The 19,616-nt window shown below is 56.7% G+C and carries 16 protein-coding genes and 1 pseudogene; 10 read left to right on the top strand and 7 right to left on the bottom strand.

Annotated elements, in window-relative coordinates:
• The first annotated feature begins 4 nt into the window (after window positions 1-4).
• Genes ACPT9Q_RS01575 through ACPT9Q_RS01560 form a run of 4 tightly spaced genes read left to right on the top strand, consistent with a single transcriptional unit; the run spans window position 5 to window position 3,877 of the window.
• Entirely contained in the window at window positions 5-703 is a 699-nt protein-coding gene (locus tag ACPT9Q_RS01575; protein WP_017872427.1) for a VWA domain-containing protein, read from the top strand.
• Window positions 704-709: 6 nt separating this feature from the next.
• Window positions 710-1,687, top strand: a complete 978-nt coding sequence (locus tag ACPT9Q_RS01570) for a protein phosphatase 2C domain-containing protein (RefSeq protein ID WP_017872428.1) — start codon at window positions 710-712, stop codon at window positions 1,685-1,687.
• On the top strand, window positions 1,684-3,045 hold the full coding sequence (locus ACPT9Q_RS01565) for a protein kinase domain-containing protein (RefSeq protein ID WP_017872429.1): 1,362 nt from the start codon (window positions 1,684-1,686) through the stop codon (window positions 3,043-3,045). The genes ACPT9Q_RS01570 and ACPT9Q_RS01565 overlap by 4 nt, the downstream gene beginning before the upstream one ends.
• On the top strand, window positions 3,035-3,877 hold the full coding sequence (locus tag ACPT9Q_RS01560; RefSeq protein ID WP_427366062.1) for a right-handed parallel beta-helix repeat-containing protein: 843 nt from the start codon (window positions 3,035-3,037) through the stop codon (window positions 3,875-3,877). The genes ACPT9Q_RS01565 and ACPT9Q_RS01560 overlap by 11 nt, the downstream gene beginning before the upstream one ends.
• Here ACPT9Q_RS01560 and ACPT9Q_RS01555 read toward each other — a convergent pair.
• The 6 genes and pseudogenes from ACPT9Q_RS01555 to ACPT9Q_RS01530 all read right to left on the bottom strand — a co-directional run bounded on the left by ACPT9Q_RS01555 (window position 3,822) and on the right by ACPT9Q_RS01530 (window position 9,700).
• Window positions 3,822-4,697, bottom strand: a complete 876-nt coding sequence (locus ACPT9Q_RS01555) for a DMT family transporter (RefSeq protein WP_427366061.1) — start codon at window positions 4,695-4,697, stop codon at window positions 3,822-3,824. The two genes, ACPT9Q_RS01560 and ACPT9Q_RS01555, sit on opposite strands and share 56 nt — an antisense overlap.
• Window positions 4,698-4,721: 24 nt before the next feature.
• The gene (locus tag ACPT9Q_RS01550) at window positions 4,722-5,717 is read right to left on the bottom strand and encodes an ABC transporter permease subunit (RefSeq protein ID WP_017872432.1); all 996 of its coding nucleotides are present in this window, start codon (window positions 5,715-5,717) and stop codon (window positions 4,722-4,724) included.
• Window positions 5,718-6,029: 312 nt separating this feature from the next.
• Window positions 6,030-6,461, bottom strand: a pseudogene (locus ACPT9Q_RS01545) (ATP-binding cassette domain-containing protein); the annotation flags it as partial.
• Window positions 6,462-6,510: 49 nt separating this feature from the next.
• Window positions 6,511-7,479, bottom strand: coding sequence for an ABC transporter permease (locus tag ACPT9Q_RS01540; RefSeq protein ID WP_427366060.1), 969 nt, complete (start codon window positions 7,477-7,479; stop codon window positions 6,511-6,513).
• Window positions 7,480-7,530: 51 nt separating this feature from the next.
• Window positions 7,531-8,514, bottom strand: a complete 984-nt coding sequence (locus ACPT9Q_RS01535; RefSeq protein ID WP_017872435.1) for a substrate-binding domain-containing protein — start codon at window positions 8,512-8,514, stop codon at window positions 7,531-7,533.
• Between the two features lie 73 nt (window positions 8,515-8,587).
• A complete protein-coding gene (locus ACPT9Q_RS01530; RefSeq protein WP_017872436.1) occupies window positions 8,588-9,700 on the bottom strand; it encodes a uroporphyrinogen decarboxylase family protein in 1,113 nt (370 codons plus the stop codon).
• 70 nt (window positions 9,701-9,770) lie between these two features.
• Between ACPT9Q_RS01530 and ACPT9Q_RS01525 the strand changes: the two genes are divergently transcribed.
• The 5 genes from ACPT9Q_RS01525 (at window position 9,771) to ACPT9Q_RS01505 (ending at window position 17,714) form a co-directional block, all read left to right on the top strand.
• On the top strand, window positions 9,771-11,066 hold the full coding sequence (locus tag ACPT9Q_RS01525) for a hypothetical protein (RefSeq protein WP_017872437.1): 1,296 nt from the start codon (window positions 9,771-9,773) through the stop codon (window positions 11,064-11,066).
• Between the two features lie 48 nt (window positions 11,067-11,114).
• Window positions 11,115-13,166 carry a transketolase gene (gene tkt / locus ACPT9Q_RS01520; protein WP_427366058.1) on the top strand — a complete coding sequence of 684 codons (2,052 nt, stop codon included), beginning with the start codon at window positions 11,115-11,117 and terminating at the stop codon, window positions 13,164-13,166.
• A 64-nt stretch (window positions 13,167-13,230) separates the two neighbouring features.
• Complete coding sequence (gene pfp / locus ACPT9Q_RS01515; RefSeq protein WP_427366057.1) at window positions 13,231-14,526, top strand: diphosphate--fructose-6-phosphate 1-phosphotransferase; 1,296 nt, start codon at window positions 13,231-13,233, stop codon at window positions 14,524-14,526.
• Window positions 14,516-16,780 carry a ComEC/Rec2 family competence protein gene (locus tag ACPT9Q_RS01510; RefSeq protein ID WP_427366055.1) on the top strand — a complete coding sequence of 755 codons (2,265 nt, stop codon included), beginning with the start codon at window positions 14,516-14,518 and terminating at the stop codon, window positions 16,778-16,780. The genes pfp and ACPT9Q_RS01510 overlap by 11 nt, the downstream gene beginning before the upstream one ends.
• Window positions 16,761-17,714, top strand: a complete 954-nt coding sequence (locus ACPT9Q_RS01505) for a DNA polymerase III subunit delta (protein WP_427366054.1) — start codon at window positions 16,761-16,763, stop codon at window positions 17,712-17,714. Before ACPT9Q_RS01510 ends, ACPT9Q_RS01505 begins: the two co-directional genes overlap by 20 nt.
• Here ACPT9Q_RS01505 and rpsT read toward each other — a convergent pair.
• Window positions 17,683-17,961 carry a 30S ribosomal protein S20 gene (gene rpsT, locus ACPT9Q_RS01500; protein WP_017873436.1) on the bottom strand — a complete coding sequence of 93 codons (279 nt, stop codon included), beginning with the start codon at window positions 17,959-17,961 and terminating at the stop codon, window positions 17,683-17,685. The two genes, ACPT9Q_RS01505 and rpsT, sit on opposite strands and share 32 nt — an antisense overlap.
• A gap of 861 nt (window positions 17,962-18,822) precedes the next feature.
• Here rpsT and ACPT9Q_RS01495 point away from each other — a divergent pair.
• On the top strand, window positions 18,823-19,608 hold the full coding sequence (locus tag ACPT9Q_RS01495) for a helix-turn-helix domain-containing protein (protein ID WP_427366053.1): 786 nt from the start codon (window positions 18,823-18,825) through the stop codon (window positions 19,606-19,608).
• The last annotated feature ends 8 nt before the right edge of the window (window positions 19,609-19,616 follow it).

Genomic DNA, 19,616 nt, shown 5'->3' with positions numbered 1-19,616 from the left:
ACGTATGGAAGAGCGCATAGAAATGGATGTGGCACTGAGCCAGGGTCTGCGTCGTTTACCGGTGTACCTGCTCCTTGACACCTCAGGGAGCATGGCGGGAGCACCCATTCAGGCCCTCCAGGAGGGGGTGGCGCTGTTCAAGCGAGAAGTGGAGAACGACACTTTCGCCCGGGAGACGGTCTGGGTTTCAGTGATCACCTTTGGAAAAGAGGTGGAGAACCTCACCCGGGGGCTTGTGCCCATTGACCAGCTGACCCTTCCTCCCCTTGAGGCGGGAGGATACACTCCCCTTGGACAGGCACTTCAGCTGCTCATCGAATCCCTCGACCGGGATGTGAAGAAAGCTGTTCCGGGAGGAGAAAAAGGTGACTGGAAGCCCCTCGTCTTCATCCTCACCGACGGGAAACCCACCGACGACTGGCGAACCCCACGAGAAGAACTGCTCAAGCGGAGAGAACGCAAGGTGCTCAACGTGATTACCGTAGGTTGTGGTCCGGACATCGATGAGGCCACGCTTCGGGAAATCGCCATTGGGCCAAGCTTCAAGATGGACTCCGACGCTGCGTCGTTTTCCGCCTTTTTCCGCTGGGTCTCTCAAACTGTGCGCACCGTGAGCAAGACCCTTTCGCGGCCTCAGGGCCAAGGCGAGGGCTCACCTATGTCCATACCCATGCCTCCAGACGTTCTGCAGTACATCCCATAGGGAGGTGTGAACATCCCTCAAGGATTCATCGCTGGCGACCGGGTGCTTTCGTCCTTCAACACTCATCCGGAGTGGATTGCCGTTTTTGGAACCCTTGGACGGTATAGCTTCGTTGGTGGCAGCGCCGTGGGAAGGTTGCATTCCCGGGAACGCAGGGGTCGGGAAGACAGCCTCCTCGTTCGGTCGAAGGGTGACTGGCTCTGCGTTGCCGTGGCTGATGGGGTCGGGAATGCCCCAAAGGGGGTGTGGGGGTCGGCGCTGGCGGTGAGTGCTTTCACCGACCGGGTGCTCTTCCACCTCCCCTATAGTTGTACGAGAAAGGCCCGTCGTGTTTCCGGGACAAAGGGAACCTTCGAGGAAGACGCCGCTTCCTTTTCCCTGGCGGGATGGCACGAGGTGGGAGTACTCAGCTTTTTCCAGGAAGGGGAGGCGGAAAAAGGGGAAATCCCTCCTTGGGAAACCGTTCAGGAATACCTTTTTGAAGCCGGTGAGTACACGCACCGGGTGCTCCAGGACTTAGCCCAGCGGGAGGGAAGGGACCCACAGGATTTCGCCACAACGTTGCTTTGTTGCCTTTTCCATGTGGCCGAGGAAAAGGGGGTGTTCTTCCACATTGGAGATGGAGCGCTCCTTGGTGTTCGAAAAGACGGAAAGAGTGTGCTCATGAGCGTTCAGGAGGGACGTGATACGGGTGAGGTGGAGGTGCTAACCCAGCCTGACTGGCGGGACTTCTGCCGTGCCGGAACCTTTGATTTCCGAAAGGACCATCTTTCGGCCTTCATGCTCATGACTGACGGTCTTGCTGATGATTGTCTCTACGGGCCTCCGGAGGATATCACTGACCGTTTTGCCCTGGACATTCTTCGGGAGATTCGCGCGACTTCGAGTCGTGAGGTGGCGGCGCGGCGCCTCGTTTTCTGGCTGGGGACGTATACGCTTCCCGGGAGTTTTGACGATCGAACGCTTGTTGTGGTGTACCGATGAGGGTCACAACTGTTTCTCCTTTTCCCTTTGTGCCGAAACGTCTTGAGGTCGAGGGCCCGGTATTCGTGGGCGGTGAAGGAGAAGTGTACTTCAGCCGCTGCGGGAACTTCGTGGTAAAGGTGTACCACGACAGAACCCTCCCTCCCGAAAAGGAGGAGCTCCTCCGGCGGGTCCTCGCTCTGGGCAAGAACCTGGGGGAGGAGGCCAATTTTCTTTGCTGGCCTGTGGCGCTGGTGCGAGAAATTGACGGGTGGCGGAGGATTGGAGTGGTGACGAAACGAATCCCCCGCCCCCCTTTTCGGGAGCTCGTCGATTACATCTTCAGTCCCCGGGAGTTCAAGAGGGCAGTGGAAGAGGGAGCGAACTGGCTCAACTACCTCCAGGTGGCCCACAGTATCGCCCGGACTGTGGCAGCACTCCACGGGAAGGGGTGTGCCCATGCCGATCTCCATTTTGGCAACTTCCTGGTGGATATCCGCAAGGGCCTTGCGGTGCTCATCGACCTTGACGGTCTTGTAGTCCCGGGGTTTCTCCCTCCTCAGGTTGCGGGGATGATGCCCTTCATGGCTCCGGAAGTGGTCATGGGCAGAGAAACCCCAAATCAAAGGACTGACCGGCACAGCCTCGCAGTCCTTGTCTTCCACACACTCCTTTTCCGAAACCCCCTGCAGCCTCTCGTCTGCTACGCTGAGGATCCAGAAGAGGACGAACGGCTCGGGTGGGGGAACATGGCGCTCTTCAGCGAGCATCCCCTGGATTTCCGGAATCGTCCCGAGCGCCTGGGGGTACCGCTTTTCCGCCGGGGTGTGCTCAGTTACCGCATGCTCCCTCCCCACCTTCAGGAGCTCATTGAGCGGAGTTTCCTCGAAGGCCTTCGTTCTCCTGAGCAGCGTCCCCTGGCGCGGGAATGGGAGCGGGCGCTCTTTTTCGCCTTTTTCGAGCTCTGGCGGTGCTTGAAGTGCGCCCAGTACTTCCCGTATCCGTACTGGATGCCCCTTCCCCTTCGCCGCTGCCCCTTCTGTGGGGAGACTGTGCGCCGTCCCCACCCGGTGGTGTGCAGCGTCCTCGAGAGGAAAGGTCAGGGGGTTCTGGTCGCGGCAAAGCGGAAAATTGTCCTCGGACACCGGTTTGCCCTGGTGGCCAAAATGCTCCACGGCCAGAGGGAGGACGAAATCCTCGGGGAAGTCCGGTGGAAGGAGGGCGAAGGGTACGTTTTTTCGGGGATGGGGCACTGGCAGGTGGTTTTCCCCTGTGGGGAGCGCCGGAAAGTCGAGCCGGGAGAATGTGTTCTCCTGAGACAAAATCTCCTTCTGGTCTTTGGGGATTTCGCCCTGAGGGTTGAGGAAGATGGCCTTTGAAGACACCCTTAAGAACGGTCTTACCAGACTTCTTACTGCTTCCCGGGGGGAGGAAAAGCCTTCTCCTGAGGAGGAAGGGGCGCTGTCCTTTCGGGATTTTCGGCCTGTTTTCCCCGAAGAACCGCTTGTTCCCTCAGGTGGTTTTGTGGTGTTCCATCCAGGGGACTACGTGTTGCGGGACCAGGTGGTTCTTACCCCTCCCTTTTTCCTTGTAGGAATGAAGGGGACGGTGCTTTTCCGGGATGGGGAGGTAGTCCGGGTTGAGGGAAGGGGAGAGGGAAGGGTCCGGGGTGTGGCCTTTTCACTCCGGGGCCGGCACAAGGGCAACGTGGCGGTGGTCCTGCAGGGCCGGGTGGTGTTCGAGGAGTGCCTTTTCCGGGGAGGTGTGCGGGAAAAACTGAGCTGGATGGGGAATGGTGTCGTGGTGGCGAAGGGGGCCTCGTGCATCTTTCGCCGCTGTGTTTTTCTGAGGAACGAGGCGGCAGGAATTCTCGTTGAGAGCGGGTCCCGGATAACAGTCGAGGATTCGCTCTTTCTTGAGAACGGAGGAGAGGGGATTCTTCTTCGGCGTGGTGCCGTTGCGGTGGTCCGGAACTCCCGCTTTATCAGGAATGCCTGGGGGGTTACCTGCGGGTCGCTCCTCCTTTTTGAGGGGAACGAGGTGCTGGAACACACGGTTGGTGGGATGTGTTTCCTGAGGGAAGCAGAGGGCATTTTTGCGGGGAACCGGATTGCCGAAAACCCTCTGGGGGTGATGCAAAGCAGGAATAGCCGCGTTATCTGGGGGACGAATCTCCTCGAGGGGAACCGGGTTGCCCTCCTCGAGGAATGACGGTCTGTGCGTCCCCAAGGAGGTACCGGAGGAAAACGGCAAGGAGAATCACGCCACCTCCAAGCAGGGCGAAACGTCCTGGAGACTCTCCAAAGGCAAGGAAGACCCAGAGGGGGTTGAGGACTGGCTCAATCATTGGAATCAGGCTGGCCTCAAGAGCCTTAACCTTCCGTATGGCCTGGGCATAGAGGAGGTAGGAAAGCCCAATCTGCACCGTTCCAAGGAGCACAAGTCCTGTGAGGCTCCACCCACCGGGGAAGGGGCCGAAGCAGAAGGGGAGGCCTGCCAGGGCGGCGAAGAGATTGCCCACAAACACCGACTGCAAGGGTTCAGCGTCTTTTTGCATTCGCAGGGTGACGATGAGGAAGGCAAAGGCAATGCCGCTGCCAATGGCCACGAAGTTTCCAAGCATGTTCCCCAGGCTCAATTGGTCAAGGAAGAAGAGCACCATTCCTCCAACCACGAGGACCACGGAGATCCAGTCGAAACGGGAGGGAACCTCGCCAAGGAACCACTGGCTGAGGAGGGCAACATACACAGGAGCGCCATACTGGAGGAGGATGGCGTTGGCAGCGGTGGTGAGTTTGTTGGCAAGCACAAAGAGCACCACCGTTGCGGCGTAGGCAAGGCCTCCGAGAACCTCAAGGCGGGTAAAGCGGAGGCGGGGGCGGAAAAAGCAGAGGAGAAATCCGCAGGCAATGGCGCTCCGGGCTCCGGCAATCGCCACAGGATTCCAGCTGACGAGCTTGATGAGCAGGCCGCCAAGACTCCAGAATAGAGCAGCAGCAAGGAGATAAACAATGGCCCGTTTCCGCGACATGGTCAGGTTGCCGGGATTTTCCGGTTATTGATGGACTTCTCGCTGCTTCTTCTCTATGTACATGCTGGAGAGCACCGAGAAGAGTATCACGAGCCCAAAGACCACATAGGTCCAGAAGTACGGGATGCGCATCACCACAAGCCCATTCTCGATTACCGAGATGGTGAGAGCACCGATGAAAATCCCCACCATGCTCCCCACACCACCCCGAAGCGACGTACCTCCAACAACGCTGGCTGCCACGGCTTTCAGTTCCCAGCCTTCTCCTGCCCGGGAGGTGAAACAGGCAGTGCGGGCAATCTGGGCACAGGCCACAAACCCGCAGAGTATCCCCACAATCATGAAACAGATGGTCTTCACAAGGTCCGTATTGATTCCCATGGCCCGGGCGGCATCCCGGTTATCTCCGGTGGCGTAGATCCAGTTCCCGAAGCGGTGGTAGTGGAGAAGGATGCCAAGGAAGACAGCAAAGACAACGAACCAGAAGGCCTGGGCCGGGAAGAACCCCCCGAGTCTTCCCGTGAAGAAGGGGAGGAAGTACCGGGAAGGAACCGTGGAAACGTCGCAGCCCCTTTGTTCTCCACCCGAGAAAAGTAGGGCCAGTCCTCGCCACATCATCATGGTCCCCAGGGTGGTGACGAAAGAGGGTATCTGGGCGCGGACGGTGATGAGGCCATTGATTATCCCCAGGGCGGCACCTACAAGGATGGTGGTGAGGGCAATGAAGACAAGAGGAACCTGAGCTTCAAAGAGCCGCAAAAACACGAAAGAGCAGAAGACGAGGATAGACCCGATGGAGAGGTCAAACTCCCCGCAGACCATAAGTAGCCCCACTCCCAGGGCAACGATGCTGAATTCTGATCCCAGGGAGAGGAGGACTCTGAGGTTGTCAGGGTCCACGAAACGGTGCTCGGGAGAGAGGATGGCAAACCCAAGGACCAGCACCACAAGCACAATGAAAACACTTGAAGAACGAGAAAGCAACAGTTTCCGTCCAAGGCTCATTCTTCTTTCGTTCATACTTTCCTGACCCCTTTCCCGTGGTTATTCGGCAAAGGCGCTTTTGATGACCAGCTGAGAGAGCTCCTCGGGAGAGGTATCCTTCTTCTTCACGTCGGCCATTTTCTTGCCCCGGGCCATGACCACAAAGCGCTCGGCAATGTCGTAGGCGTGGTAGAGGTTGTGGGTAATGAAGATGACCGAAATCCCCTCACGCTGCAGCTGGCGGACAAACTCAAGAACCTCTTCAACCTCTTTCACGGAGAGCGCCACCGTGGGTTCGTCCAGAATCACGAGTTTAGCCTTGAAGTGGAGGGCCCGGGCAATGGCCACACCCTGTCTCTCACCCCCAGAGAGTGTGACCACGGGAAGGTCTGGGGAACGAAGTCGGAGACCGAGATTTGCCAGGGCCTTCATGCTCTCCTCGTTCATGACCTTCCGATCGATGATGCCCCAGCGCCTCACTGGCTCTCGACCCATGAAGATGTTCCGGGCAATGCTCAGGTTTGGTGCCAGGGCCTGTTCCTGGTAGACCGTTTCGATGCCGAGTTTTCGAGCATCCCGGGGTGAAGAAATCCGTACTTTCTGGCCTTCAAAGTAAATCTCTCCCTGGTCGGCCTGGTGGTACCCGGAGAGGATTTTGATGAGCGTGGACTTCCCTGCACCGTTGTCCCCGATGAGTCCCACTGTTTCTCCCCGGTAGACCTCAAAATCCACTCCCCGAAGGGCGTACACCCGGCCGAACCACTTGTGGATGTTCACCATCCGCACCAGGAGGTCACCGTTCTGTCTCTCCATATCCGTCTCTCCCCTGTTATCGTGTTTTCCGTTCCACGTAACTGTTGAGCACCACAAAGAGGATGGTAGCAATACCGATGAAGGCACTGATGCCGAACACCGGGACACGCAGGAGGATAAGGCCGTTGTCGAGAATAGGGATGGTAAGGGCTCCAAGGACAATCCCTGGCATGCTCCCCACGCCACCCCGGAGTGATGTGCCCCCCACGACACAGGCGGCGATGGCCCGGAGTTCGAAACCGATACCCTGAGTGGCGGCAAAAGAACCAATACGTACGGCCTGCATGCAGGCAGAAAACCCGCAGAGTATCCCCACAATCATGAAACAGATGGTCTTCACAAGGTCCGTATTGATTCCCATGGCCCGGGCGGCATCCCGGTTATCTCCGGTGGCGTAAATCCAGTTCCCGAAGCGGTGGTAGTGGAGGAGGATGCCGAGAATGAGGGCAAAGAGCGTGAACCACAGTGCCTGGACCGGGATAAAAGACCCCACCGTTCCGGCAAAGGCGCGTTCGAAAGGAGACCCGGAAGGGACAAGATTGCGGATGCCTGCAGGCATCATTTTGGACCAGATGTAGAGCACCCCTCGCCAGAACATCATGGTCCCGAGGGTGGTGATAAAGGAGGGCATCTTCGTCTTCACCGTGATGAGGCCGTTGAGGAGTCCGAGGAGTGCTCCCACTCCTAGGGCAACCCAGAAAGCCCAGAAGGGCACGATTCCACGGTAAAGCAGGCGAACAAAGACATAAGAACAGAAGGGAAGAACTGAGCTCACGGAAAGGTCAAACTCTCCACAAATCATGAGCACCCCAACGCCCAGGGCGACGACGCCAAGATCAGGGAAGAGTTTTCCCAGGGCGGCAAGGTTCCTCCGATCAACGAAGAGGTAGTTGGGGGTCAGGAGGGAGAAGAACATCACAAGGCCAATGAAGACGAGGAAAGTATTGGCTGCCCGGTACCGCAGGAAGTTTCGAACCCACTCCATCTTCCTTCATCCTCCTGCAAAAAGCCCCCGGTTGCCCGGGGGCTCTGGGTTTTAGCGGATGTGTTCTGGAGAGAGCTTCTCGATGAGCGCAATCTTCTCCGGGGAGTCCACAAGGTACCCGCCGGTGTCGATGTTGGGGGTGAAGCCGTATTTGTTATAGAGGTAGAGGACGTACACGGCGAAGTACCCCTGGAGGTACTGCTGCTGGTCAATGGTGGCGGTGACGTACCCTTCCTTAATCCCTGCAAGGGTATCAGGAGTGGTGTCGAAGCCACCGGCAATGATTTCTCCAGGCTGCTTCCCTGCTGCCTTTAACGAAGCGGTGAGGCGGTCCGTGCAGATACCGCCAAGACCAATGAGGAAGGTCGTCTCGGGGTGGGCAAGGAGGTAGGCCGTCTCCCGGGCTTCCACAGTGGTCATCTCAAGACCACCGGCATCGATGATCTCGTAAGAAGTGATACCGTACTCTTTCATAGCCTCGAGGATACCACTGGCACGGATTTTGGCGTAATTTGCTCCGGGAACCTCAGCGGCCATGGCTACGTGGGCCTTGGAGAGGTCAATGCCCCTGGCCTTCGCCTCGTCAAAGAGCCGACGGGCCAGCCGGTAGGCTGCGGCTTTCTCGCTCTGGCCAATGTAGCAGAGGCGAGGATTGCCCACGGCACCCTCGGAATCATCGTTGTTCATGCCGATGACCGGAATGCCCTGCTCAAGAGCCCTTCGCACCGGCTCATCCCAGGCGGTATCGTCGTTGATGACGAGGGCAATGCCGTTCGGTTTCATGGCCACTGCTTCCTCGAAGCGCTTGAGCTGCAGCGTCAGGTCGCCACCACAGAGGTCAATATCCACCTTGCAGCCGAGTTCCTTTGCGGCATCCATGGCGCCTTTCTGTACCACGGCCCAGAAGGGATCATCGCCTCCATGGGTGACGAGACGGAAGTACATACCTTCTGCCGGCTTTTTCTCCTGGGCAAAAGCCAGCGTACCCACAAGGACCACAGAGACAAGAAGCACCATAAAGAGATTCCGTCGCATGCTCATCCCTCCCATCGAAGGTTTTTTGCATGTACCTCACAAGGCTTGCACATGAAGAGCCTTCCTTCCTCTCTCACCCCCTTTGGCTTCCGTAACGGATTGCCTCCTCATACATGGCTACGATGTTCTCTTGGGGGACATCGGGCTGGATATTGTGCACCGCACAGAGCACATACCCTCCTCCAGGAGCAAGCTCGTCAATGCGCCTTCGTACCTCTTCACGAACCGCATCGGGGGTTCCGTGAGGAAGGACCCGTTGTGTATCGATGCCACCCCAGAAGGACAGAACATCCCCGAAGTGCTTCTTAAGCCACCCCGGGTCCATTCCCGAAGCGCTCACCTGGACCGGGTTGAGGATATCGACGCCAATCTCTACGAGGTCCTCGAGGAAAGGTGTGACAGCACCGCAGGAGTGGTAGAAGAGGAAAGCCCGGGTGTGTTTTTTGATGGCTTCATAGAGTCTTCTTTGTCTTGGTTTTACGTACTTCCGGTACATCTCGAGAGACAGTAAAGGTCCACGCTGCGTGGCAAGGTCGTCCCCCACAAGAACGACATCCACGAGATCCCCCACTTCTCTGAGAAGGAGCTCGAACTGCTGCAGTTCAAAGTCGAGCACTATGTCCATAATGGCACAGGCAAGGCCAGGTTGCAGAGCGAGGTCGGTCATGAACTGAGCAAAGCCCCGGAGGTACCAGGAGAACTCAAAGCACGACCCGATACAGTTGACGATAACCGCTTTGCCCTCCTTTTTTCGAGCTGCAACCTGAGCCCGGAGGCCTTCCGGAAGACAAGGTGAGGGAGGTTTATAGTGCTTCAGTTCTTCCGAAGAGGTGATGTGGGCGAGGGGATGGGCGACCATGTCGAAATAGTATCCGGTGAAGCGGCGCTGGATCCCCCAGCAATCCTCCCAAAGCGATCCTTCCTGGTCCGCGAGCCATACCTTCCTGGGAACAGGGTCATACACGTACCTCGTATCTATGGCAAAGTGTTCCAGAATATCCTCGGCAGGCTGGACGAGGTACTGGATGCGGTCAACAAGAATGTCTTCACAAGGGATCCCCAGGAAAGAGCAGAGCGCACGGTGCGCCTTCAGAGTAATTCCGGTAACCACGCCCCCGAGGTCCAGGGGTACTCTATCCGGCTCCCTGTGGTGCAGTGCCGTATTCAAGCGCTCCGCAGAGGTCATTTTATCTGAAAGAAAGTCCTGCGTACAGTGTTTTTCTCGGCTATAATTGGGATAGGGGGTGGCATGCTGCGTGACCGACCAGACAGTGGCTTCGTTATACCGGGTATCATTCCGAAGCGAAGAAATTCAGGTGACCCCGAAGGAACGGGAAATCCTCCGGACTCTGGCCCTCAGGGTCAGGGAGCTTTCGGAGCTCCCGGAGCAGGAGGAGAAACGCAGGCTCTGGTACCGCCACAACGCTCTTGAGCGGACCCGTCCGGTCGTCTTCTGTGACCCTGAAAATGGCTGGAACGAAATCATCCCACCCCAGAGCCTGCAGTGCGAGGGGAGACTTGCCCGTCACTGGGAGATGTGGCTTCGGAAAGAAATCTTCTGGGGAGAGTCCATGGGGGACGATAAGGTCATCGAACCTTATTTCGACGTTCCATACCTCTACGAGGAAACGAGCTGGGGGCTTGAGGAGCGGATTATCAGAACGGAAGAGCGGGGCTCATACCGCTGGGATCCTCCACTCAAGGATTACCGGGACATGGACAAGCTCCGCTTCCCGGAGATTCACATCGATGAGGAGGCAAGCGAGAAACTCCTCAACCTTGCCCAGGAGGTTTTCGGGGACATCCTCATCGTCCGGAGGAAGACCATCTGGTGGTGGACGCTGGGTATGACCTGGACCCTGGTGAACCTGCGGGGGCTGGAACAGGTGATGCTTGATATGTACGACCATCCCCGGGAACTCCACGAGCTCATGGCCTTCCTCCGGGATGGGCACCTGAGAAAGCTCGATTTCTTAGAGCAACACAACCTCCTCTCCCTGAATAACGACGGCACATACGTGGGCTCAGGGGGCTTTGGGTACACCACAGAACTCCCCCAGAGAGACTTCGACGGGGTGCACGTGCGCACCATCGACATGTGGGGGTTTGCCGAGAGCCAGGAGACCTGCTACGTTTCTCCCGAGATGTTCGAAGAATTCATCTTCCCCTACCAGTACGCTATCCTTGAACGCTTTGGCCTCAACTGCTACGGGTGCTGTGAACCGTTGCACCCCCGCTGGTACGTGGTGAAGCGGTTCCCCCGCCTTCGGCGGGTTTCCGTTTCCCCCTGGGCGGACCTCAGGAAAATGGCGGAGTACCTGGGGCGAGAGTACATCTACTCTATGAAGCCGAGTCCCTCCGACCTTGCGGTTCCGCGCATTGACGAAGAGTACATCCGGAAGAAACTCCGTGAAGCCCTGGAAATCACCAAAGATTGCTGTGTGGAAGTCATCATGAAGGACAACCACACAATCGGTGGCAATCCGGAGAACGTCATTGCCTGGTGCCGGATAGCAAAAGAAGAGGCAGAAAGGGTTGCCTCTTCCCGGTGATTCGTCCTCTATAATAGAGGGGATAACTGGAAAAGGGGTGAAGAAGAGATGGAAGCATCGCTGGAACAACTTGCGGTCAACACCATTCGCATGCTGGCTCTGGATGCCATCCAGAGAGCAAAGTCCGGGCATCCAGGTCTTCCGCTTGGGGCTGCACCCATTGGGTATGTCCTCTTCCGAAGGTTTCTCAAGCACAGCCCGAAAAACCCCCGGTGGTTTAACCGGGACCGTTTTATTCTCTCTGCTGGCCATGGGTCGGCCATGCTCTATGCCCTGCTGTACCTCTGCGGGTACGAAAAGATGAGCCTTGAAGAGCTCAAGAATTTCCGTCAGTGGGGAAGCCGTACTCCTGGGCATCCAGAAAGGTGTGTGGAGTGCGGCATAGAGACCACTACCGGGCCTCTGGGGCAGGGGTTTGCCACCGGAGTTGGTGTGGCCATTGCTGAGGCGCATCTTGCTGCACGCTTCAACCGTCCTGGTTTTCCTGTTATCGACCACTACACCTATGCGCTGGTGAGCGATGGCGACCTCATGGAGGGTGTGGCCTATGAAGCTGCGTCTTTGGCAGGACATCTGAAGCTTGGAAAACTCATTTACCTCTATGACAACAACCATATCAGCCTCTCGGGGGAGACGCGTATCTGCTTTACTGAAGACGTGAAAGCCCGTTTTCTTGCTCTGGGATGGCAGGTCCTTGAAGTTGAGGACGGGAACGACCTTGCCGCTTTGAGCCGGGCTATTGAAGAGGCCAGAAAAGACACCGAACACCCCTCGCTCATCATGGTGACAACACACATCGGATATGGGAGCCCGAAGCAGGACACCTTTGAGGTCCACGGTGCTCCCCTGAAGCCGGAAGAGGCTGTGGCAACCAAGAAGTTCTTTGGCTGGCCCCTTGAGCCTGAGTTCTACGTCCCTGAAGAGGTCCTCGCTCACATGCGGGAGGTTATCCGTGAAGGAGAGGAGAAGGAACGGGAATGGCAGAAGCTCTTTGAAGCCTATTCCCGGGAATATCCAGAAGAGGCGGAGACCCTCAAGATGATGATGGAGGGGAAGCTCCCACCAGACTGGGACAAGGATTTACCGGTGTTTGAACCGGGTGCTGGGCCGGTAGCTACCCGCTCAGTGGGTGGGAAAGTCCTGAACGTCCTGGCCGACCGGATTCCTGGTCTCATTGGGGGTTCTGCGGATCTTGACCCCTCCACCAGTACCGTTTTGAAAGGCAAAGGGAGTTTCCAGGCACCCGCATCCGTACCCTCCGGGACTCAGGGGCTTGTCGATGGACCCCTCGGGTACGAGGGCCGGAACATCGCCTTTGGTGTGCGGGAACACGCCATGGGGGCCATCCTGAATGGTATAGCCATCCATGGGGGGCTCATTCCCTTTGGGGCAACCTTTTTCGTGTTCTCCGACTACATGCGTCCTGCGGTGCGCATTGCGGCCCTCTCCCACTGCAAGGTCATCTATGTGTGGACTCACGACTCAGTAGGTGTGGGTGAAGACGGCCCCACACACCAGCCGGTGGAGCACCTCATGAGTTTCCGGGTTATGCCGAACATAGTGTGCATTCGCCCTGCTGACGCCAATGAAACTCGGGAGGCCTGGAAGGTGGCCATTGAACGGCAGGGAGGGCCGGTGGCGCTCATCCTCACGCGGCAGAACGTTCCAGTTATCGACCAGAGTAAGTTCGGGAAAGCCGAGGGTCTGAGGAAAGGAGCGTATGTCCTTGCCGATAACTCCCAGGGTGACCCTGAGCTCATCCTCATTGCTTCGGGTTCTGAAGTCCACGTAGCCCTTGAGGCTTATGAGAAACTTGCCCAGGAAGGCGTGAAGGTAAGGGTTGTGAGCATGCCCTCTTTTGAGCTTTTCGAGGAGCAACCGAAGAGCTACCAGGAGGAGGTTCTCCCTCCCAGCGTGAAGAAACGAATTGCCATTGAGGCTGGGGCAACCCTCGGGTGGTACAAGTACGTCGGGACGGAAGGAGAAGTCATCGGTGTTGACCGCTTTGGAGCCTCAGCACCGGGGAAAACCGTGCTTGAAAAGCTTGGTATCAGCGTGGAGAATCTCCTCGCAAGGGCTAAGGCTATGCTTTCCCGGTGAGGTTTTTCGTTGACCTCACCGGGCTTTTCTGCTAATTTTCTTGCCGAAAGGGAGGATATGGTATATGAGCACGAAACGATTGGCGATTCTCGTTGGCGGTGGTCCTGCACCTGGTATCAACGGCGTCATCGGTTCGGTGACCATTGCTGCCCGGAAGAGGGGCCTTGAGGTGGTCGGATTCTACGACGGCTTCAAGTGGATTTCGAGTTCTTCCTTTGACCCCGCGGTGCACACCGTGCCTCTTGACATTTCCCGTGTTTCCCGGATTCACCTTGAAGGCGGGTCTATTCTCCGAACCGCCCGGGATAGTCTCATCAAGGGAGGAGCCATTGATGAGGCCAAGGTGGCAAATGTCCGGAAGGTCATGGAGTCCCTCAACGTGGGGTACCTTGTCACCATCGGCGGGGACGATACGGCCTTCAGCGCAAGCATCGTGGCCAGAGCCATGGAAGGGAGGCTCTTTGTCGCCCATGTCCCCAAAACCATCGACAATGACCTGCCCCTTCCGGGCGATATGCCCACCTTCGGTTTCCAGACCGCCCGGGAGGTGGCCACTAGCATTGTGAAGAACCTCATGGAGGATGCTCGGACGACAAACCGCTGGTACTTCGTGGTCATCATGGGTCGTTCTGCAGGCCACCTTGCTCTGGGAACGGGGAAGGCTGCAGGAGCCACCCTCACGATTATCCCGGAGGAGTTTGGTGATCGGAAGGTCAGAGTAGAGGACGTTTGCGATATCATCGAGGCCGCGATGATCAAGCGGAAGGCCCTTGGCCGGGATGATGGTATCGCCATTGTGGCAGAGGGTGTGGCGCTGAAGTTTGGGGACGTGGAGGAGATTGAGAGAATCCTCGGAAAGTCTATCCCTCGCGACCCCCATGGCCATGTGCGTCTTGCTGAGGTTCCCCTTGGGGAACTTTTGAAGAACGAAATTACCCGGAGGTTTGAAGAGCGGGGGAAGAAAATCACCATCGTCACCAAGGACGTGGGGTATGAACTCCGCTGCGCTCCGCCAATTCCCTTCGACATTGAGTACACCCGGGACCTGGGGTATGGCGCGGTGGAGTACCTCTTAAGCGGAAGCTACAGCGAGGAGATGAAGCGGAAGGGTGCCATGATCAGCATCCTGAACGGAAAACTCAATCCCATTCCCTTCGACGAAATTATGGATCCTGTTACGGGACGGACCCGTGTTCGCACGGTGGATATCACCTCCTACGCTTACCAGGTGGCCCGCTCGTACATGATTCGCCTCGAGAGAGAGGACCTGGAGAATCCCGAGTTCGTGGCTTCCATGGCAAAAGCTGCGAACATGGATGTGGAATCCTTTACAAAGCGTTTCGGGCATCTTGTCTCCTGAAATTTTCGGAGAGAGGGGAGAACGGCGCATATCCCCTCTCTCCTTTGTCCAGTATCCCATCTTCTGGGTTGCCCTCTGTGCCACCCTGGGATTTGTTGTGGGAACGTTCCTTCGGCTTCCTTTTCTCCCCCTTTTTGTTCTCCTTGGAGGGCTTTTTGCCGCCCAGGTACTCTCTCTGCCTTCCCGTGTCTTTGTGATCTTTACCCTCGCGGGCTTTGGGGTCTTCGGGATGCTTTTCTCCTCCGTGGTCCTGGACCTTCCCGGAGAGTTCTTCCAGGGTAGGGAAGGTCAGAACCTTGTCCTTGAGGGGTATGTTGTCGAGAAGGATGGGAGGTTTACCCTCGTCCGTCTTCAGGGGTTCCCGGTGTATTCGCCAGGGGTTCTTCTCCGGGGGAAGGAGGACATCCTCCGGCCACTTCTTTACCGGAAGGTGGAGGTTACCGGACTTTTCCGCAAGTTTCCCTCCTGCGCGAATCCTGGAGGGTGGGACCTGCGGGAACACTTCCGAAAAAGGCGAATTGTCGGATACCTTGAGGTACGGGCGATTTTGCCCCTCCCTTCCCAGAGCCTGTGGTTTGCCTTTCTCCGCTGGATACACGAAAAAAGAGGGGCTTTTCTCGATCGCTGGCAGCATCTCCTCCTTGGAACCTCTCCCCTTTTCAACGCCCTCCTTTTCGGTGTTCGAGACGGGGAGTTTCTGCAGACGTTCTCCCTCCTTCAGGAAATCGGCGTGTACCACCTCTTCTGTGTTTCGGGTTTCCACATGGCGCTTCTTGGGACGATGCTTTTTTCCGCGTTTCAGCGTTTCCTCCCCCGGCGCATGGTGCTCTTTGGGGTGCTTCCCTTCACCTTCCTGTATCTCGCTTTCTGCGGTTTTGTGGTATCGGCATTCAGGGCCTGGGTGATGGCGAGTCTTTTGCTTTTGAGTAGAAGACTCGGGCGCACGGTGACCACGGTGGGGCTGCTTTGCAGTGCTTTCCTGGTGATGTTTTTGCTGCAGCCGGAAATGCTCTTTCTTCCAGGCGCACAGCTCTCCTTTGCCTCTACAGTGGGCATTGCCGTGTTTGCCGCTTTTCTCCCTCGCCGGAAGGAACACAGGAAGTGGCGAGAGCTCTTCTCCCGGTACGTTCTTGGGGTTCTGCTTGCCACCGCTTCCGCCACCTTTGCCAGTTTCCCCTTCCTTGTGGGGAACCGGTTCTCCTTGAGTTCCCTTGTCTTTCTGGGCAACCTCGTTGCGTTCCCCCTCATTGAGGGGGTGCTCTTCCTTGGGCTCTGGACGCCTGTTCTGGGGACCTTTGCGTACGGGCGTCTTTTGCTGGGGTTCTGCCTCCGTTGCCTTTTGCAGATGCTTCTTGAAGTGTTGGTGTTCCTCCGGAATGCTGTGCCCCACTGGGTTGCCGATTTTTCCAGAGGGCGCGATGCCCTCTGGGGGATGGTCGTCTGGGGAGTCATCGTTGTCCTTGGAGTTTCCGCTCTCACCAGGAAGCGAGTGTTGCTCTTCTTTTCCCTTTGCCCCGTTCTTGGAGGCCTGGTTTTCGGTTCCCTGTGGTTTCCAAAGACGAGTTTCCTGGTGTTCGACGTCGGTCAGGGTCTTGCCTGTGGATTGTTTGAAGGGAATACTGGAATATTCATCGATACTGGGGGAATCATCCGGGGGTATGGCAATGTGGGGGAGAGCATTCTGCTTCCTTTTCTGCACTTTCGGGGGGTTACGGAAATCCGGGGCATTTTCCTCACCCATGGGCACAGGGACCACGCAGGAGGCGTGACGGTACTGCAGAGGGTGTTTCCAGAGGCTCCCTGTTTTTCGCCTGCGGATTTTTCTTCCCTGACCCGCCTGCGGCTTTCGCCCCGCATTCTCCTTGAGATTTTTCCGATCTCTGACAGAGGAGAGAAGGCGGTGGTGTACCGCCTGCATACTCCTTACGGTCGGGTGCTCGTGTGTGGGGATGCGGAAGGAGTTTTCGAGGAGATAGCCCCCCGTGATCCCTCTCTTCTCAGGGCAGAGGTTCTGGTGCTTCCCCATCACGGGAGTTACAATACCTCTCTGGAAGCACTCATTCGGGCGTCGGGTTGCCTGTGGGCGGTCATTTCTGTAGGGGAGAATCCCTATGGGCACCCTGACCCCCGCACGGTAGCGCTCCTTGAGAGACTCAGGGTGCCGTACTTTATCACAGAGCGGGACGGAGCGGTAGAGTTTTACCCTCTTTTCCGCCGGGGGAGGATACGGAGATTTGGGAAAGCAGCGATTTGAAGACTGGCTTTCGGGAGATCTTGGGGGTCGTTTCTTCATCCTTGAGCGGCGGGTGAACCAAGCGCGTTTTGAAAACTGGTACGTTCCCGAAATCCTTCGAAAACTCGGAGCCTCCAGGGCGTTGTGGGTGCGAAAACTTCAGGAGTGGGAGGAAAGGGCAAGAGAGTTCTCTTTGCCCTCGCTTTTCCCCGAGAGGGAGGTTTGCTTTCTGGACCGCCTTGACGAGGGAGAGGCGCTCCAAGTCTTTCGTGAGGCATCCCGGTACCCTGAGGTGTACTTTTTCTTCCTTCCAGGTGGTGACCTCAAGGGAGCAGGGTGGTCAAAGGTTCCCTGGATTGTGGTGGAGGAAGATAGGGAGGTCCTGCAGCGTTTTCTCCAGGGTGAAGCGGCCCGGCTTGGTCTTTCGTTCGGGAAAGGGGTCGAGGAGCACCTTCTTCGCCTTTTTGAGGAGTACGAACTTCAGGAAACGGAGATCGTGAGTTTCCTCGAGGGATTTCGGGGCAGAAGAGTCCAGAGAGAGGACGTTGAGGCCTTCTTTGAAAAGAACGAAAAAATCCTGCTCTTCCGTTTCCTTGACTTCCTGGGGGAGAGGAACACTTCCCTGGCCCTGCAGTACGCATATCGCCTGGTTGGCCAGGGATTTCCCTTACCCCTTCTTGTGACTCACCTGGCGCGGCGATTCCGGCTTCTGGCTCAGGTGTTCGAAAAAGGGGAAACCCGAAGGGACCTCTGGCAAGGGAAGGAGGTGAATCCTTTCGAAATGAAGAAAATCCAGAAGATGAAGGATGCCTTCAGTCCCGCTGATATCCCGCGGATTTTTGCCACACTCAGGATGGCCGACAGGCTCCTGAAGACCCAGAGTATTGATCCGCGCCTTTTCTGCGTCCTCCTTGTGACCGGGGTCACGCAGCCTGAGAAGCCATTGCCCGGTTGAGTTTCTGGGTGAGCCGTGATTTGATGCGAGCCGCCTTATTCCTGTGGAAGACTCCTTTGCTCACCGCCATATCAACCCGCTTGTACACCTCGCTGAGGAAAGCCCGTGCCTCGTCAATCTTCCCTGCTTCCAGGAGTTTCAGGAATTTCTTGATGTAGGTTTTCGTTGCCGATTTGATAGCTTTGTTCCGGAGTCTCCGTTTCTCACTTTTCCGCAGGTTTTTCCACGCAGACTTTGTATTTGGCATGATTCCACCCCTCGTTGTCCAGGAAATAAGACGATGCCAATTGTAGCATGGAAGGCTGGGGTTTGCAACCTCTGGTGCCGGTGTACACCGTACTGATGACCGGGGTTTCCGTTTTCAGCGTGGTCTCTCCGGAAAAATTCCTCCCGTGAGGAGATATATAATAACGGTGAGACCACGGGGAGAGGGGGAAGCCTGATGGCTTTCACGAGGATTGTTCCCGAGATCGGTACACGGGGGAAGGACGTTACCCTGTGGGGAGTATTTTTGGTTCTCTCCCTGCTTCTTTTTGCGGGATGTACCCTCTCGGTGAGGGTTCAGGTAGGAGAGACAGTCAGTGTATGTGTAGGCAGAGGGATCGAACTCGAAGGAGGGGATTTTTCTCTCTTTTTCCGAGACGTCCTTGAGGATTCGCGCTGCCCCCAGGGAGTGGAGTGCTTTTGGGAGGGTAGGGTTGTTGCTCTGTTCGACGTTCAGGGGAATGCAGCAGGGGTTGAGCTTGTTGAGTCCAGACTTCCCAAAACATTGCCTTTTGGGTCATACTGCGTTGTGTTTCTGGGCGTTTTTCCTCCACGGACTTCCTTAGCCCCTCCGGCAAAGGATGAGTATCGAGTTGTTCTGAGAATAGAAAAATGCACACTGGAGAATCCGGGGCTGGAAGTTCCAGGGACTCCTTCCGGTTTGCCTGCTAACCTTAGCTCAAAAGGCACCTTTTCCTCTCCACAAATTTTTCCCAAAAATTTTTTTCTACCCCCTGGATAGGTTCACAGAGATCTGCAACAGGTAGGGTAGACAAAAAGGTGCAGGACCCTGTATCCTAACTCGGTGTCGAAAACCCTAAGAGAAGGGAGGCCCTGCACCTACATGAAGAGTAGCACAAAGGGAGCAAAAAGTCTATCGGCATATTCTGGTGCATCCATGCACCTGGTGAGCTTCCCCCATGGAAGCTCCATTGCTAAGCTCGCTAGAATCCATGGACTCTCCAAAAAAGCCAGGATTCGCCTTGAAATCCTCGACTTTGCTAAAACCCACCCTGTGGCCGTCACTTGCCGGAGGTACGGAATAGCTCGGAGTACATACTACCGGTGGAAGAAAAAGTTCAACCCCAGAAACCTCCAAAGCCTTGAGGATAGGTCCAGAAGACCCAAAAAGATCCGGAAGCCCCAGTGGACACCAGAGCTTGTGGAGAGGATTCAAAGACTCCGGGAGGAATTCCCCTTCCTGGGGAAAGGGAAGCTCACCGTCCTCCTCAGGAGAGAGGGTTTCACCGCTTCTTCCTCCACCGTGGGGAGGATCCTCAGGTATCTCAAGACCCGGGGTCTCCTCAAAGAGGGAGAGAAACCGAGGAGGGTTTCTGCGACAAAAAGCCCACGGGGGAATCAAAGACCCCATGCCCAGAGAAAACCCAGAGACTACAAGGTGGTATCCCCAGGAGACCTCATCGCCATCGATACCCTGGACATCCGTCCCCTTCCTGGAAAGGTGTATAGGGAATTCTCACAAAAGACCTCATCTTGCGGTGGGCCTATTCCTCCCTCCATGCTCAAGCCACGGAATCTTCCCAGAGTGTCCCTCGAGGAACTCCGAAAGGTACCCCTTTCCGCCCAAACCAGGAGGTACTGGAGGGAGTGCATGCTACGGGGAGTTTGAGGGTCCTC

Origin of the sequence: Candidatus Caldatribacterium saccharofermentans (genome assembly GCF_050267035.1) — a bacterium.
GTDB classification, from domain to species: Bacteria; Atribacterota; Atribacteria; order Atribacterales; family Caldatribacteriaceae; genus Caldatribacterium; species Caldatribacterium saccharofermentans.
Note: the sequence above shows the minus strand (reverse complement) of the source record. Positions and strands in the feature narration are given on the sequence as shown.

Bases quoted from the DNA above. Each gene is read 5' to 3' on its own strand.
- ACPT9Q_RS01540 (WP_427366060.1), bottom strand. From the start codon at position 7,479: ATGGAGTGGGTTCGAAACTTCCTGCGGTACCGGGCAGCCAATACTTTC.
- rpsT (WP_017873436.1), bottom strand. From the start codon at position 17,961: ATGCCAAATACAAAGTCTGCGTGGAAAAACCTGCGGAAAAGTGAGAAA.
- pfp (WP_427366057.1), top strand. From the start codon at position 13,231: ATGAGCACGAAACGATTGGCGATTCTCGTTGGCGGTGGTCCTGCACCT.
- tkt (WP_427366058.1), top strand. From the start codon at position 11,115: ATGGAAGCATCGCTGGAACAACTTGCGGTCAACACCATTCGCATGCTG.
- ACPT9Q_RS01550 (WP_017872432.1), bottom strand. From the start codon at position 5,717: ATGAACGAAAGAAGAATGAGCCTTGGACGGAAACTGTTGCTTTCTCGT.
- ACPT9Q_RS01555 (WP_427366061.1), bottom strand. From the start codon at position 4,697: ATGTCGCGGAAACGGGCCATTGTTTATCTCCTTGCTGCTGCTCTATTC.
- ACPT9Q_RS01560 (WP_427366062.1), top strand. From the start codon at position 3,035: ATGGCCTTTGAAGACACCCTTAAGAACGGTCTTACCAGACTTCTTACT.
- ACPT9Q_RS01565 (WP_017872429.1), top strand. From the start codon at position 1,684: ATGAGGGTCACAACTGTTTCTCCTTTTCCCTTTGTGCCGAAACGTCTT.
- ACPT9Q_RS01530 (WP_017872436.1), bottom strand. From the start codon at position 9,700: ATGACCTCTGCGGAGCGCTTGAATACGGCACTGCACCACAGGGAGCCG.
- ACPT9Q_RS01495 (WP_427366053.1), top strand. From the start codon at position 18,823: ATGAAGAGTAGCACAAAGGGAGCAAAAAGTCTATCGGCATATTCTGGT.
- ACPT9Q_RS01575 (WP_017872427.1), top strand. From the start codon at position 5: ATGGAAGAGCGCATAGAAATGGATGTGGCACTGAGCCAGGGTCTGCGT.
- ACPT9Q_RS01535 (WP_017872435.1), bottom strand. From the start codon at position 8,514: ATGCGACGGAATCTCTTTATGGTGCTTCTTGTCTCTGTGGTCCTTGTG.